This window comes from Serratia sp. KH_031, assembly GCF_057839655.1.
In genome coordinates this window covers 393586-408318 of the sequence record NZ_CM174496.1, presented here as the reverse complement: position 1 = coordinate 408318, position 14733 = coordinate 393586, and the positions used below count along the sequence as shown (strand labels likewise).

General features: G+C 51.5%; 14 protein-coding genes and 3 tRNA genes. 8 read left to right on the top strand and 9 right to left on the bottom strand.

The genetic code is table 11. The features are described from left to right. Window positions 1-108: 108 nt before the first annotated feature. From AC3ISQ_RS01815 to orn, 4 genes are all read right to left on the bottom strand, one after another. A tRNA-Gly gene (locus AC3ISQ_RS01815) sits at window positions 109-184 on the bottom strand. Between the two features lie 55 nt (window positions 185-239). Then, a tRNA-Gly gene (locus AC3ISQ_RS01810) sits at window positions 240-315 on the bottom strand. Window positions 316-395: 80 nt separating this feature from the next. After that, window positions 396-471: transfer RNA gene (locus tag AC3ISQ_RS01805), tRNA-Gly, on the bottom strand. Window positions 472-652: 181 nt separating this feature from the next. Further along, window positions 653-1198, bottom strand: coding sequence for an oligoribonuclease (gene orn, locus AC3ISQ_RS01800; protein WP_489350281.1), 546 nt, complete (start codon window positions 1196-1198; stop codon window positions 653-655). A 143-nt stretch (window positions 1199-1341) separates the two neighbouring features. Between orn and rsgA the strand changes: the two genes are divergently transcribed. From rsgA to mscM, 3 genes are all read left to right on the top strand, one after another. After that, on the top strand, window positions 1342-2391 hold the full coding sequence (gene rsgA, locus AC3ISQ_RS01795; RefSeq protein WP_489350280.1) for a small ribosomal subunit biogenesis GTPase RsgA: 1050 nt from the start codon (window positions 1342-1344) through the stop codon (window positions 2389-2391). A 67-nt stretch (window positions 2392-2458) separates the two neighbouring features. Beyond that, window positions 2459-3355 (top strand): archaetidylserine decarboxylase, encoded by an 897-nt coding sequence (asd, locus tag AC3ISQ_RS01790; RefSeq protein WP_489350279.1) that lies wholly within the window; start codon window positions 2459-2461, stop codon window positions 3353-3355. Between the two features lie 13 nt (window positions 3356-3368). After that, the gene (mscM, locus tag AC3ISQ_RS01785) at window positions 3369-6728 is read left to right on the top strand and encodes a miniconductance mechanosensitive channel MscM (protein ID WP_489350278.1); all 3360 of its coding nucleotides are present in this window, start codon (window positions 3369-3371) and stop codon (window positions 6726-6728) included. 59 nt (window positions 6729-6787) lie between these two features. Here the strand turns inward: mscM and epmA are convergent, their stop codons facing one another. Beyond that, window positions 6788-7765 (bottom strand): elongation factor P--(R)-beta-lysine ligase, encoded by a 978-nt coding sequence (gene epmA, locus AC3ISQ_RS01780; protein WP_489350277.1) that lies wholly within the window; start codon window positions 7763-7765, stop codon window positions 6788-6790. Between the two features lie 385 nt (window positions 7766-8150). Between epmA and frdA the strand changes: the two genes are divergently transcribed. Genes frdA through frdD form a run of 4 tightly spaced genes read left to right on the top strand, consistent with a single transcriptional unit; the run spans window position 8151 to window position 11454 of the window. Then, window positions 8151-9947, top strand: a complete 1797-nt coding sequence (gene frdA / locus AC3ISQ_RS01775) for a fumarate reductase (quinol) flavoprotein subunit (RefSeq protein WP_489350276.1) — start codon at window positions 8151-8153, stop codon at window positions 9945-9947. Next, on the top strand, window positions 9940-10674 hold the full coding sequence (locus AC3ISQ_RS01770; RefSeq protein ID WP_489350275.1) for a succinate dehydrogenase/fumarate reductase iron-sulfur subunit: 735 nt from the start codon (window positions 9940-9942) through the stop codon (window positions 10672-10674). Before frdA ends, AC3ISQ_RS01770 begins: the two co-directional genes overlap by 8 nt. Window positions 10675-10689: 15 nt before the next feature. Further along, the gene (gene frdC / locus AC3ISQ_RS01765) at window positions 10690-11082 is read left to right on the top strand and encodes a fumarate reductase subunit FrdC (RefSeq protein ID WP_489350274.1); all 393 of its coding nucleotides are present in this window, start codon (window positions 10690-10692) and stop codon (window positions 11080-11082) included. 12 nt (window positions 11083-11094) lie between these two features. Further along, the gene (frdD, locus tag AC3ISQ_RS01760) at window positions 11095-11454 is read left to right on the top strand and encodes a fumarate reductase subunit FrdD (RefSeq protein ID WP_489350273.1); all 360 of its coding nucleotides are present in this window, start codon (window positions 11095-11097) and stop codon (window positions 11452-11454) included. Between the two features lie 54 nt (window positions 11455-11508). Here frdD and sugE read toward each other — a convergent pair whose 3' ends face one another. The 3 genes from sugE to efp all read right to left on the bottom strand — a co-directional run bounded on the left by sugE (window position 11509) and on the right by efp (window position 12740). Continuing rightward, a complete protein-coding gene (gene sugE / locus AC3ISQ_RS01755) occupies window positions 11509-11826 on the bottom strand; it encodes a quaternary ammonium compound efflux SMR transporter SugE (RefSeq protein ID WP_489350272.1) in 318 nt (105 codons plus the stop codon). 149 nt (window positions 11827-11975) lie between these two features. After that, complete coding sequence (locus tag AC3ISQ_RS01750; RefSeq protein ID WP_489350271.1) at window positions 11976-12107, bottom strand: entericidin A/B family lipoprotein; 132 nt, start codon at window positions 12105-12107, stop codon at window positions 11976-11978. A gap of 66 nt (window positions 12108-12173) precedes the next feature. After that, entirely contained in the window at window positions 12174-12740 is a 567-nt protein-coding gene (gene efp, locus AC3ISQ_RS01745; RefSeq protein ID WP_489350270.1) for an elongation factor P, read from the bottom strand. A 39-nt stretch (window positions 12741-12779) separates the two neighbouring features. Between efp and epmB the strand changes: the two genes are divergently transcribed. Further along, the gene (epmB, locus tag AC3ISQ_RS01740) at window positions 12780-13808 is read left to right on the top strand and encodes an EF-P beta-lysylation protein EpmB (RefSeq protein ID WP_489350269.1); all 1029 of its coding nucleotides are present in this window, start codon (window positions 12780-12782) and stop codon (window positions 13806-13808) included. Between the two features lie 45 nt (window positions 13809-13853). Here epmB and ubiA read toward each other — a convergent pair whose 3' ends face one another. After that, entirely contained in the window at window positions 13854-14720 is an 867-nt protein-coding gene (gene ubiA, locus AC3ISQ_RS01735) for a 4-hydroxybenzoate octaprenyltransferase (protein WP_489350268.1), read from the bottom strand. Between the last annotated feature and the right edge of the window lie 13 nt (window positions 14721-14733).

Below are 14733 nucleotides of genomic sequence, written 5' to 3'. Positions count from 1 at the left end.
CAAAAACTGTGGATAACTCTGTTCACAACATTTATAGCGAATGTAAATTACAGAACAGAAAGCCACACCGGCTGGGGCGTAGACTGGATTTTAAACTGGAGAGAAAATTGGAGCGGGAAACGAGACTCGAACTCGCGACCCCGACCTTGGCAAGGTCGTGCTCTACCAACTGAGCTATTCCCGCATTGAGATGCTTTTGGCATCCGACCATCAACACTGCTTATGGCCTTTGAAATTTTTGGAGCGGGAAACGAGACTCGAACTCGCGACCCCGACCTTGGCAAGGTCGTGCTCTACCAACTGAGCTATTCCCGCGTCGCATGGGTACTAATTTTTACTACTACAAGACACTACTTTTTTATTCATTACGCTGACTTGGCAACGTTGTTGAATATTGGAGCGGGAAACGAGACTCGAACTCGCGACCCCGACCTTGGCAAGGTCGTGCTCTACCAACTGAGCTATTCCCGCCCGGCGCATCGATGTTGAACTTTACGAAATTCTTCATCGGTACGGGGTGCGCATTATACGAGAAATCCTTGCTGTCGCAAGCCCCTAAAAGCAAAAAAATGCGAATTTTGTTTGATTGCTGTTTTAAACGGCAAAGTGATGAATTAAGCGCCAGCAAAGCATTCAGGGGCACAACTGAATCTTAAAGTTTAATAAAATTCTCGCGGTAATAGGCCAATTCCGCTACTGACTCGCGGATATCGTCCATCGCCTGATGAGTGCCCTGCTTGGTAAAACCATCCAAAATTTCTGGTTTCCAGCGGCGTGCCAACTCTTTCAGCGTACTGACATCCAGATAGCGATAATGGAAGTAGGCTTCCAATTCTGGCATATAACGGAACAGGAAACGGCGATCCTGCCCGATGCTATTACCGCAAATAGGTGATTTACCCGCGGGTACCCACTCTTGCAAGAAAGCGATAGTAGCCAACTCGGCATCACGATCCTCTTGCTTGCTGGCCTTTACTCGCTCCACTAGCCCGCTGCCAGTATGAGTACGTACATTCCACTCATCCATCAAAGCAAGTTGTGCATCCGACTGATACACGGCGATAACCGGGCCTTCAGCCAGAATATTCAGGTTGGCGTCAGTGACCAGCGTAGCAATCTCAATGATACGATCGCGTTCTGGATCTAACCCGGTCATCTCCAGATCGATCCAAATCAGGTTATTTTCGTTAGCTGTCATGATGTTTCCTGTGTAAAAAGCGAAAAACCTGTCGTGCAGCCGCCAGAATGCCCAGCGCCGTTAACAGTTAATTAATACAAAATAGCTGGTATCATAAACTCTTTGGTCGCAACGGGCGACTACAGGTGTTCAAGTGAGGCTCAGTGAGCAAAAACAAACTGTCCAAAGGCCAACAACGCCGCGTACAAGCAAACCATCAACGTCGTCTGAAGCGCACGGATAACAAACCAGAGTTGGATGATTCCCAACTGGGTGAGCCACAAGAAGGCATCGTTATCAGCCGTTTTGGCATGCACGCCGACGTTGAAGCCACCGATGGCACCCAGCATCGCTGTAATATCCGTCGAACTTTACGTTCGCTGGTAACCGGCGATCGCGTGGTGTGGCGTCCGGGCGTGGGGAGCCATGAAGGCGTCAAGGGCATCGTTGAGGCGGTTCATGAACGTACCTCCGTGCTGACCCGTCCTGATTTCTATGACGGCGTAAAACCCATCGCCGCTAATATCAACCAGATCGTGATTGTTTCGGCGATCTTGCCCGAACTTTCACTCAACATTATCGATCGCTATTTGGTCGCTTGTGAAACGCTGGAAGTCGAACCATTAGTCGTGTTGAACAAGATCGATCTATTGGATGCCGAGGCACGTAAGTTAGTCGATGGCATGATGGCGATTTATCGCAAAATTGGTTACGCCGTGTTGGAGGTTTCCAGCCGTACCCGTGAAGGGATGCCAGAGTTCGAGCAGGCATTGGCCGGACGCATCAGTATCTTCGCCGGTCAGTCAGGTGTAGGGAAATCCAGCCTGTTGAACGCCCTGCTGCTACCAACAAAAGAGCAAATTCTGGTCAATGAGGTTTCCGATAACTCAGGCCTCGGGCAACATACCACGACCGCCGCACGGCTTTACCATTTCCAACACGGTGGTGATGTGATCGACTCACCAGGTGTACGTGAATTTGGCCTGTGGCATTTGGAACCAGAACAAATCACCCGTGGATTTGTCGAATTCCGTGATTACTTAGGTAGTTGCAAATTCCGTGACTGCAGTCACGACAACGATCCTGGCTGTGCCATTCGTGCCGCAGTTGAGCGTGGTGATATTGCCGAAGAACGTTTCGATAACTATCACCGTATTTTGGAAAGTATGGCACAGGTGAAAGTTCGTAAGAACTTCCCGGAAGCCAATAACTAACGACGACGCGCATATCGACAACGGCAGGATTGCCGTTGAAACGAGTATTTATATTCAAGAGGTTAACGTGCTGGATAGCATCAAAATTAAATTACAGTATGGGTTGCCGAAGCTGGCGCTGACCCGTTTGGCTGGCTGGGGTGCTGACAAAAAAGCCGGTTGGTTAACTCAGCTGGTGGTGAAGGCTTTCGCTCGCTACTACAAAGTTAATATGCAGGAAGCGCAGAACCCAGATCTGACCTCATACGCAACCTTCAACGATTTCTTCGTGCGCCCACTACGTGACGGCGCGCGCCCGGTAGTCAGCGATCCGCTACAATTGGCATTGCCTGCTGACGGCGCTATCAGCCAACTAGGCCCAATCAACGACGATCAGATTTTCCAAGCTAAAGGCCACTATTACAGCCTAGAAGCGCTACTGGCGGGTAACTACCACTTAGCAGAGCCTTTCCGTAACGGGCTGTTTGCCACCACTTATTTGGCACCGAGCGACTACCACCGCGTACATATGCCGTGTGATGGCGTACTGCGTGAGATGATCTACGTGCCGGGCGATCTGTTCTCGGTCAATCCGTTAACCGCAGCTAACGTTCCTAACCTGTTTGCGCGTAACGAACGTGTGATTTGCGTGTTTGATACCGAATTTGGCCCAATGGTGCAGATTTTGGTCGGCGCTACCATTGTTGGCAGTATCGAAACTGTCTGGTCGGGGACCGTCACACCACCACGTGAAGGCATTATCAAACGTTGGACTTATCCAGTGCAGGGGGAAGAAGGCGCTATCCAGTTGGAAAAAGGTGAGGAAATGGGGCGTTTCAAACTCGGCTCCACGGTCATCAACCTGTTCACTGCGGGTAGCGTAGAGTTTTCCCCGCATCTGCAAAACGGCACCATCACCCGTATGGGTGCGGTATTCGCCGATATGACCACCGCGCCAGCGGCGGCAGAATCACCACAGAGCTAAAGGAACTGATGCTGTGCGCCTGATTATTACGTTATTGCTCGGTTGTTTGCTGGCGGAGCCGGTGCTGGCCGCCCCCGTTCCCGATGAGTCAACACTCAAACAGGATCTGAAGCAAGCCGAAGGTAGCAAGAACACGCCAAATCAGGCGGAAACGGTGACGGCGCTGCAAAGCGCCATCAACTGGCTGACAGAGCGGAAAGAATCAACCACTCGTTCCTCACAGTATCAGCGTGTCATCGACGATTTCCCGAAAATGACGCAGGAGCTGCGCCGCCAGCTGGAGATTGAAACCACCAAACTCCTGCCCAACGGTGACAACCTCCCCACCAGCGATTTGGAACAACTGATCCTGCAAACCAGCAGCCAACTGCTGGAACAGGCGCGTTTGTTGCAGCAAGAGCAGGATAGAACCCGCGAAATCAGTGATTCGCTGGGTCAATTGCCACAGCAACAAAGCGAAGCCCGTCGCGCTTTAACCGAAGTTAATCGTCGTTTGCAGGCGCATCCGGGCAACCCAAGCACACCGTATTCCCAAGCGCAGCTCTATGCGCTACAAACTGAAACCGCCGCGCGTAAGGCGAAAGTGGATGAGCTGGAGTTGGCGCAACTTTCCGCCAATAACCGGCAAGAGCTGGCGCGGATGCGCGCTGAAGTTTACAAGACGCGCCACGGCAAGATTGATATTCAGCTTCAAGCACTTCGCAACAACCTCAACAGCCAACGCCAACGTGAAGCCGAACTGGCGCTGGCTAAAACAGAACAACTGGCGGAGCAAAATGGCGATTTGCCGCAAAGCGTGCGCCAGCAATTGCAGGTCAACCGTGAGCTTTCTACCGCGCTGAACCAGCAGGCACAGCGCATGGATCTGATCTCTTCCCAACAACGCCAAGCCGCCGCGCAAACGCTACAGGTTCGCCAGGCACTCAGTACCATTATCGAACAAGCCCAATGGCTTGGTGCATCCTCAGTATTAGGGGAAACGCTGCGTGCGCAGATTGGCACGTTGCCAGAAATGCCCAAACCGCAGCAACTGGATAACGATATGGCACAGTTGCGTGTTCAACGCCTGCGTTTTGAAAGTCAGTTGGAAAAACTGCCGCAACGAATACAAGGGCTGAAACAAGATGATGGCAGCGAGCTGACTCGCGACCAACAGCGCATCCTTGATACTCAAATGGTGACTCAGCGTGAGTTGCTGAACTCACTGCTTTCCGGTTGCGATACCCAGATCCTCGAGCTGACCAAGCTGAAAGTTGCTAACAGTCAGTTAGTTGAAGCGCTGAATGAAATTAAAGACGCCACCCACCGTTACCTGTTTTGGGTGCCGGACGTCGGCGCAATTAGCCTGTCATACCCAGTTAACGTCGCCCACGATCTAACCCGCTTACTGTCGCTTGATACGCTCGCGCAGCTCAGCGGCGCATCAATGATGATGGTGACTAGCAAAGAAACACTGATTCCTATTTTCGGTGCCCTGCTGTTGGTGATATTCAGTATCAGCTCGCGTAAGCACTACCATGCCTTCTTAGCGCGAGCCAGCAACAAGGTCGGCAAAGTCACGCAGGATCAATTTTACCTGACGTTACGCACTGTATTCTGGTCGATTCTGGTGGCACTGCCGCTGCCAGTACTCTGGGCCGCCTTGGGCTTTGGTTTGCAAAATGCCTGGCCGTATCCGGTGGCCGTCGCCATTGGTTATGGTGTGACTGCCACTCTGCCCATCCTGTGGGTATGCATGATCAGCGCAGCATTCGCCCACCCACAGGGGTTGTTTATCGTCCACTTTGGTTGGCCTGCAAAGCAGGTTTCTCGTGCCATGCGTTATTACAAAATGTCAGTCTGGCTGATCGTGCCGTTGATTATGGCGTTGATCACCTTCGATAATCTTAACGATCGCGAGTTCTCCAACACCCTAGGTCGTCTGTGCTTTATCTTGCTGTGTGTGGCGTTGGCATTGGTGACTCAGAGCCTGAAGCGAGCCGGTATCCCGCTGTATCTGGATAAAAACGGCTCCGGCGAGAATATGATCAACACCGCGTTGTGGGGCTTGCTGCTTTCCGCCCCGATTATCGCGGCACTGGCCTCGGTAATCGGTTATCTGACCACCGCACAGGATTTGTTGGCGCGTTTGGAAACCTCTGTCGCCATCTGGTTCTTCCTGTTGGTGGTTTACCATATTATTCGCCGTTGGATGCTGATCCAGCGGCGACGCATTGCCTTCGATCGCGCCAAGCAGCGCCGTGCCGATATTCTGGCGCAACGTGCGCGCGGCGAGGAAGACTCGCCACATACCCACTTCATCAGCAGTACCGAAGGTTCGCTGGATGTGGATGATACCGAGATCGATCTTGATGCGATCAGCGCCCAATCGTTGCGTCTGGTTCGCTCGATCCTGACGATGATCGCACTGGTGTGCGTGATCGTTCTCTGGTCAGAGATCCACTCGGCCTTTAGCTTCTTGGAAAACATCTCACTGTGGGACGTCACTTCCACCGTTAACGGCGTCGACGTCCAGCACCCAATAACGCTGGCTGCCGTGCTGATCGCGATTCTGGTGTTGATCGTCACTATGCAGTTAGTTCGCAACTTGCCAGCCTTGCTCGAGCTAGCGGTCTTACAGCATTTGGATCTAACTCCAGGCACCGGTTATGCCATCACCACCATCACCAAATACTTGCTGTTGCTGTTTGGCGCGATCCTCAGCTTCGCTTGGATCGGTATTGAATGGTCGAAACTGCAATGGGTGGTGACCGCACTCAGCGTCGGGTTAGGCTTTGGCATGCAGGAGATCTTCTCCAACTTTATCTCTGGCTTGATCATCCTGTTCGAGAAACCGATCCGCATCGGCGATACCGTGACGATCCGCAACCTAACCGGGACGATCACCAAGATCAACACTCGGGCGACCACCATTTCGGATTGGGATCGCAAAGAGATCATCGTGCCGAACAAGGCATTTATTACCGAGCAGTTCGTTAACTGGTCGCTGTCTGACACCGTAACCCGTGTGGTACTAACAGTGCCAGCGCCAGCAGAAGCCAACACCGAGGAAGTGACCAAAATCATGCTCGATGCCGCAGGTCGCTGTTCATTGGTGTTGGAGAACCCACCGCCAGAGGCTTATCTGGCCGACCTGCAACAGGGTATCCAGATCTTCGAATTGCGTCTTTACGCTGCCGAGATGGGTCACCGCATGCCATTGCGTCACGAGATTCATCAATCTATCTTGGCAGGTTACCGCGAGCATGGCCTCACCTTGCCGTACCCACCGTTCCAAGTACGTAGCGAAACCTTGGGGCGTCTCACCAACAATGGCCGTACACCGTCTTCTACCCCAGCTCGCAAAACCAAACGCGAAACTGGCGGGCTGTAAAAGCAAAAAGGGTTCGGCACTTAACATGCCGAACCCTTTCTTTATATGATGAAGGGGATTTAAGCGCGCATCACCGGGAAGGCAACGACATCCGCCAAACTTTCTGCCCCTAACGCCAACATCACCAAACGGTCGACTCCCAACGCAACGCCCGAACACTCCGGCATTCCGTGTTGCAGTGCATCCAACAGATTATTGTCGATCGGGTGTTCCGGCAGACCACGCGCCGCACGCTTGCGATTATCCTGTTCAAAACGCTGACGCTGTTCGCTGCTGTCAGTCAATTCGCGGAAACCGTTCGCCAACTCAATACCTTTGAAATACACCTCGAAGCGTTCCGCCACGCGGTGATCTTCGGTACTGATTTCTGCCAACGCCGCCTGAGAAGCCGGGAAGTGATAAACAAACGCCGGTTTTTCGCGGCCAATATGTGGCTCGACCCCCACGGTGAACAACAGTTGTAGCAAAGTATCGCGGTCTTCTTCGGTATCAGCGATATTGCTCAGATCGAGCTTGGCAGCGGCTTCACGCAATTGCGCCTTTTCCGCCGACAACGGATCAATATCTAGATGACGCAAGAACGCCTGCTGATAAGACAACGCCTCTGCTTTTTCACAGTCCAGAACCTGTTGCAGCAAGTCGTCTACTTCGTTCATCAAGCGGTACATGTCGTAATGTGGGCGATACCACTCCAACATGGTGAATTCTGGGTTATGGTGCCGACCCGCTTCCTCATTACGGAAACTACGCCCCATTTGGTAGATAGGACCGCTGCCCGCAGCCAACAGGCGTTTCATGTGATATTCCGGGCTGGTCATCATATACAGCGTCATACCGTCTGCCGCCCCTGGGCCGACGAAATGCGTTTTAAACGGGAACAGGTGTATATCCGTCACCGTCGCCTGACTCATCGTCGGTGTTTCAACTTCCAACACGCCACGATCGGCAAAGAAACGCCGAATTTCAGCCAGAATCGCTGCGCGCTTCAACAAATTGGCGATGGGTGCACTTGGTTGCCAGCTTGCCGTTTCGCTCATGATAATTACTCCGCAATCAAACAGGGGGATGCAGTCTACTCGTTAACCACGATGATTCAATACCTAGATTAAAACCATAAAATACATAAACACCCTTGTTTCCATATAAATCACCGCAAATAGCACAAATAAAAGGTTAATGACATAAAAGAGACTACTTTTATAGGAATGCCTTCCAAGCATCAGATAAAAGGCAAAATAATCGATCACATCAAATTTCTGCTACTTAACTTTAGGTATAGTCATAGCCCTAATTATTGTCAGGAGTTATCTATCCTTAGTATTAGGCTAAAAATAAACAATGTAGTGAGTGAGCAACCAAAGAATTTTCATAAATATTAAGCATAGATAGTTTTTATTTTCATGATAATACTGGAGGAATGCAGTGCAAACCTTTAACGCCGATCTTGCCATTATAGGGGCTGGGGGTGCTGGTTTACGTGCAGCGATAGCCGCAGCGGAAGCCAATCCCCAACTGAAAATCGCGCTGATCTCTAAAGTCTACCCGATGCGTAGTCATACGGTAGCCGCCGAAGGTGGCTCTGCTGCCGTTACGCAAGATCACGATACCTTTGATTACCATTTCCACGACACCGTTGCCGGTGGCGACTGGTTATGCGAACAGGATGTGGTCGACCATTTCGTCCATAACTGTCCACGTGAAATGGCGCAGTTAGAACAATGGGGTTGTCCATGGAGCCGTAAACCCGACGGTTCTGTGAACGTTCGTCGCTTTGGCGGAATGAAGATTGAACGCACATGGTTTGCCGCCGATAAGACCGGCTTCCATATGCTGCACACCCTGTTCCAAACTTCTTTGAAATATCCACAGATTCAACGCTTCGACGAACACTTCGTACTGGACATCTTGGTCGATGACGGTCACGTACGTGGTCTGGTCGCGATGAATATGATGGAAGGCACCCGCGTGCAAATCCGCGCCAACTCGGTTGTTATGGCGACCGGCGGTGCTGGCCGCGTTTATCGCTACAACACCAACGGCGGTATCGTCACAGGTGATGGTATGGGTATGGCCTTCCACCACGGCGTTCCACTGCGTGATATGGAGTTCGTCCAGTATCACCCAACCGGCTTACCGGGCTCTGGCATCTTGATGACCGAAGGTTGCCGTGGTGAAGGCGGTATTCTGGTGAACAAAGACGGCTACCGTTATCTACAAGATTACGGCATGGGGCCAGAAACTCCGCTCGGTGAACCAAAGAACAAATATATGGAGCTGGGGCCACGCGATAAAGTTTCGCAAGCCTTCTGGCACGAATGGCGCGCTGGCCGCACCATTGCCACTCCACGCGGTGACGTGGTTTATCTGGATCTACGTCATCTGGGTGAGAAAAAACTGCTGGAGCGTCTGCCGTTTATCTGTGAACTGGCAAAAGCCTACGTCGGTGTCGACCCAGTGAAAGAACCAATCCCGGTTCGTCCTACCGCGCACTACACCATGGGCGGTATCGAAACCGACCAAAACTGCGAAACCCGCATCAAAGGGCTGTTCGCAGTTGGAGAATGTTCATCCGTCGGTCTGCACGGTGCCAACCGTCTGGGTTCTAACTCACTGGCAGAGCTGGTGGTGTTTGGCCGTGTAGCCGGTGAACAGGCCGCTCGCCATGCACTGGAAAACAATCCGGCCAACGGTAGCATTCTGGACGCACAGAGCCGCGATGTGGAAACCCGTCTTAGCAACCTGATGAAACAAGAAGGTAATGAGAACTGGGCGAAAATCCGCGACGAAATGGGGCTGTCAATGGAAGAAGGCTGCGGTATCTACCGTACGCCAGAGCTAATGCAGAAAACCATCGACAAACTGGCTGAGCTGAAAGAACGCTTCAAACGCGTCAAAATCACCGATAATTCCAGCGTATTCAACACCGATTTGCTGTACACCATCGAATTGGGTTATGGGTTAGACGTGGCCGAATGTATGGCGCACTCCGCTATCAACCGTAAAGAATCACGCGGTGCCCACCAACGTCTGGACGAAGGTTGCACCGAACGTGATGACGTAAACTTCCTGAAACACACGTTGGCGTTCCATAACCCGAACGGTGCACCACGTCTGGAATACAGCGACGTGAAAATTACCAAACTGCCACCGGCCAAACGTGTTTACGGTGCCGAAGCCGAAGCACAAGAGAAAAAGGATAAGGAGCAGGCGAATGGCTGAGATGAAAACCCTCAAAATCGAAGTGATGCGCTATAACCCGGAACGCGACTCTGAGCCGCATTTCGAGACTTATGCGGTCCCTTACGATGAGCAAACTTCACTGCTCGACGCGCTGGGTTACATCAAAGATAACCTAGCACCAGACCTCTCTTACCGCTGGTCATGCCGTATGGCAATTTGCGGTTCGTGCGGCATGATGGTTAACCGTGTGCCGAAGCTGGCATGTAAAACTTTCCTGCGCGAATACACCGAAGGCATGAAAGTCGAAGCGTTGGGCAACTTCCCTATCGAGCGCGATCTGGTGGTCGATATGACCCACTTTATCGAAAGCTTAGAAGCGATTAAGCCGTACATCATCGGTAATGACCGCAAACCGGAAGATGGCCCGAACAAGCAAACTCCGGCGCAAATGGCGAAGTATCACCAGTTCTCTGGCTGCATCAACTGTGGCCTGTGCTACGCCGCTTGTCCGCAGTTTGGCCTGAATCCAGAGTTCGTCGGCCCTGCCGCCCTTACGCTGGCACATCGCTACAACCTAGATACCCGCGATCACGGTAAGAAAGAACGTATGCCGCTGATGAACGGTAACAACGGTGTTTGGAGCTGTACTTTTGTCGGCTACTGTTCTGAAGTCTGTCCAAAACACGTCGATCCTGCCGCAGCTATTCAGCAAGGCAAGGTTGAGAGTGCCAAAGACTTCATGATCGCCATGCTGAAGCCGCAATAAGGGAGGGAGACAGCAATGACAACACAACGTAAACCTTATGTGCGTACCATGACGCCAACTTGGTGGCAGAAACTGGGGTTCTACCGTTTCTACATGATGCGTGAAGGGACTTCTGTGCTGGCCGTGTGGTTCAGCATTATCCTGCTGTATGGCGTGTTCGCGCTGAAAGGTGGCCCAGAAAGCTGGGCCGGTTTTGTCGGTTTCCTGCAAAACCCATTGGTGCTACTGATTAACATCATCGCCTTGCTGGCGGCGGCGTTACACACCAAAACTTGGTTCGATCTGGCGCCCAAAGCGGCTAATATCGTCGTAAAAGACGAGAAAATGGGACCGGAGCTGATCGTTAAGGCGCTATGGGCGGTAACGATTGTCGTTACCTTGGTCATTCTCGCCATAGCGTTAATATAATCCGGAGGAAACATGATAAATCAAGCACCTAAACGCTCTGATGAGCCGGTTTTCTGGGGGTTATTTGGCGCGGGTGGTATGTGGGGTGCGATCGTTGCGCCAGCAATCGTACTACTGATCGGTATTTTGCTGCCGTTAGGTCTGTTCCCTGGCGATGCGCTGGGTTATGACCGCGTGCTAGCATTCTGCCAAAGCTGGGTTGGCCGTATCTTCTTGTTGTTGATGATCATATTGCCACTGTGGTGCGGCTTACACCGTATGCACCATGCGATGCACGATCTGAAAATCCACGTACCGGCCGGTAAGTGGGTGTTCTACGGCTTAGCAGCGATCCTGAGCGTGGTAACGCTGATTGGCGTTGTCACCTTGTAAGTTCGCGCTGTAACGCTGATGAGGCGGCCTCGCTCGATGGCCGCCTTTTTCATTTTAATGACTACTAAACTTCAAGCCGAGAATACCGGCAATAATCAGACACAGGCTGAGAATACGCGCAATATTGGTCGATTCGCCCAGCAATATCATTCCCATCACCGCGGCGCCTACCGCACCGATCCCGGTCCATACCGCATACGCCGTTCCCGCAGGCAGTGTCTTCATTGCATGCGCCAACAGCAACATACTGACGACCATCGCACCAATGGTGATGAGGCTCGGGGTTAAACGGGTAAAACCGTGGGTGTATTTCAGGCCGATAGCCCAGACGACCTCAAGCAGGCCAGCAAAAAGTAAAATGATCCACGCCATGAACAGGCTCCAGAACTGACGGGGTCGTCCCCATAAACTGATGCGCAAGAGGGTCGTCCCACTTGGCGATTTGAACTGAGAATTTATAGCAAAATAGTGGAGAAAAAAGTACCGGTTGAACGATAACGAACATCAGACAATAGAGCGGTTTAGTTGGCACCACGAGAGATCGCACCGCCCAGATGCTGCACATCTTCACCAAAACCACGGAAGGTGTTACAACCACTGAGGGAAGCCAGCAATAATAAGGAGATCACAGCTAACAATGCTTTCTTCTTCATACTAAGCCTTTCAACGATGCAGAATGAAAATTGATTGGGGAAACCTGGGTCTCCCCAATGTAGAACTTATTTAACGCGAGATACATATTCGCCAGAGCGAGTGTCAACTTTGACCACTTCGCCGATCTGTACGAACAATGGCACTTTAACTACTGCGCCAGTAGACAGCGTTGCTGGTTTGCCGCCAGTACCTGCGGTATCACCTTTCAAGCCTGGATCAGTATCAGTGATTTCTGCTTCGATAAAGTTCGGTGGCTGAACGGCGATAGGACGACCATCCCACAGAGTCACGATACATTCCGCATTGTCTTGCAGCCATTTCGCCGCGTCAGATACGGTTTTTTCATCAACCTGATGCTGTTCGAAAGTCTCAGGGTGCATGAAATGGTAGAACTCGCCGTCGTTGTACAAGTAGTTCATGTTGGTATCTACAACATCTGCACCTTCGCAAGAGTCAGTAGATTTGAAGGTTTTCTCTACGCGAGAACCGGTCAGCAGACGACGCATTTTAACGCGCGCAAAAGCCTGACCTTTACCTGGTTTAACGAACTCACTGCTTTCAATAGCGTAAGGTTCGTTTTCGAACATGATTTTAAGACCCGGACGGAAATCGTTGCTAGAATAAGACGCCATGATGGCCCTCTAAATATTTAACGGTAGCTTAGCCAAAAAATGGCACACATTGTAACCCAAAACATCGCGGATAGAGAAGATTGGTTACGTCAACTCGCCGATGTTATTACCGATCCCGACGAATTACTGCAACTTCTGTCACTGAATACCCATCCGGAACTGCCTCAAGGACGTGATGCGCGCCGTTTGTTCCCCTTACGGGTTCCACGAGCCTTTGTTGCACGCATGCAACCCGGCGATGCCAGTGACCCACTGCTGCTTCAAGTTTTGACATCTAGTGAAGAATTTACCACTGCGCCCGGTTTTACTACCGATCCGCTAGATGAGCAGCACAGCGTAGTACCCGGTTTACTGCATAAATACCAAAACCGCGCACTGTTGCTGGTAAAAGGCGGCTGCGCCGTAAACTGTCGCTATTGTTTCCGCCGCCATTTCCCTTATCAGGACAACCAAGGCAACAAAGCCAACTGGCGTCAGGCATTGGAATATATCCACCAGCACCCTGAATTAGACGAGATCATTTTCTCCGGCGGCGATCCGCTGATGGCAAAAGATCACGAACTGGATTGGTTGATCGGCGAGCTAGAAGCTATCCCACACATTAAGCGGCTACGAATTCATACCCGTTTGCCGGTAGTCATCCCAGCGCGTATCACCGCAGAACTGTGCCGACGTCTGTCAGACTCACGTTTACAGGTGTTGATGGTCACGCACATCAATCACGCCAACGAAATCGATCAGGTTTTATGCGCAAGTATGGCACAACTACGACGAGCAGGCGTGACGCTGCTGAATCAAAGCGTACTATTGCGCGGCATCAATGATAACGCCGACACACTGGCAACGCTGAGTAACGCTTTGTTTGATGCTGGGATTTTGCCTTACTACATCCACGTGTTGGATAAAGTACAAGGTGCAGCACATTTCATGGTGAGTGATGAACAGGCGCGTATCATTATGAAAGCGTTGCTGAGCCAAATTTCTGGTTATTTGGTCCCCACGCTAACCCGAGAAATTGGTGGGGAACCCAGTAAAACACCGTTGGACCTGCGCTTAATGCAACAATGAGTTTTTGAGTACAAAAAGGAATGCACAAAGCATTCCTGAGACTGACTACAGATAACTCAACGCAATCCCGATAAATAACACCAACCCCACATAGTTGTTATTCAAAAACGCGCTGAAACAGGCATCGCGTTCGCGGGTCGCGATCTGTTTTTGTTGATGAATAAACAACGCGCCTGCCAGCAACAGCGACCAGTAATAAGCGCCGCCCAACTGCATCAGATGCCCCACCCACAACATCAGCAACAACGTGACGAACTGCAACAGGCCAACGATCAGCTTGTCGTAGCGGCCAAATAGAATGGCGGTAGATTTAATGCCTATCTTCAGATCATCATCGCGGTCAACCATCGCGTATAGCGTGTCGTATGCCACCGTCCAGCAAATGTTTGCCAGCAGCAATAACCAGCAGCTCAAAGGTAAAGACTCACTCACGGCGGCGTAAGCCATTGGAATACCCCAGCCGAATGCCGCGCCGAGAACAAACTGTGGCAAGTTGCTCACCCGCTTAATAAACGGATAGACCCAAGCCAATACCAGTGCCGCCAGCGATAACCAGATCGCCATCGCATTCAACGTCAACACCAAGGCAAAGGACACCAAAACCAGCACCACGAACAGGATTTTGGCTTCTTTCACACTCACCCGTCCGCTGGGGAGTGGGCGCCCTGCGGTGCGTTTTACATGACCATCGAACGCACGGTCAGCATAGTCATTAACCACACAACCCGCCGCACGCATCAGGAAGACACCTAATACAAATACCAACAAGATTGACCAAGATGGAATACCGTGCCCCGCTAGCCACAGTGCCCACAGTGTAGGCCACAGCAACAACAGCGAGCCGATCGGTTTATCAATGCGCATCAAATGGCTATACGCCTGCCATTTGCTTTGAATCACGCTCCCTTCCAAGATATCTCCCCTC

Excerpts from the sequence above, each read along its gene's own strand:
- orn (WP_489350281.1), bottom strand. The coding sequence starts at position 1,198 with ATGACAGCTAACGAAAATAACCTGATTTGGATCGATCTGGAGATGACC.
- epmA (WP_489350277.1), bottom strand. The coding sequence starts at position 7,765 with ATGAGCGAAACGGCAAGCTGGCAACCAAGTGCACCCATCGCCAATTTG.
- AC3ISQ_RS01770 (WP_489350275.1), top strand. The coding sequence starts at position 9,940 with ATGGCTGAGATGAAAACCCTCAAAATCGAAGTGATGCGCTATAACCCG.
- frdC (WP_489350274.1), top strand. The coding sequence starts at position 10,690 with ATGACAACACAACGTAAACCTTATGTGCGTACCATGACGCCAACTTGG.
- frdD (WP_489350273.1), top strand. The coding sequence starts at position 11,095 with ATGATAAATCAAGCACCTAAACGCTCTGATGAGCCGGTTTTCTGGGGG.
- sugE (WP_489350272.1), bottom strand. The coding sequence starts at position 11,826 with ATGGCGTGGATCATTTTACTTTTTGCTGGCCTGCTTGAGGTCGTCTGG.
- AC3ISQ_RS01750 (WP_489350271.1), bottom strand. The coding sequence starts at position 12,107 with ATGAAGAAGAAAGCATTGTTAGCTGTGATCTCCTTATTATTGCTGGCT.
- efp (WP_489350270.1), bottom strand. The coding sequence starts at position 12,740 with ATGGCGTCTTATTCTAGCAACGATTTCCGTCCGGGTCTTAAAATCATG.
- epmB (WP_489350269.1), top strand. The coding sequence starts at position 12,780 with ATGGCACACATTGTAACCCAAAACATCGCGGATAGAGAAGATTGGTTA.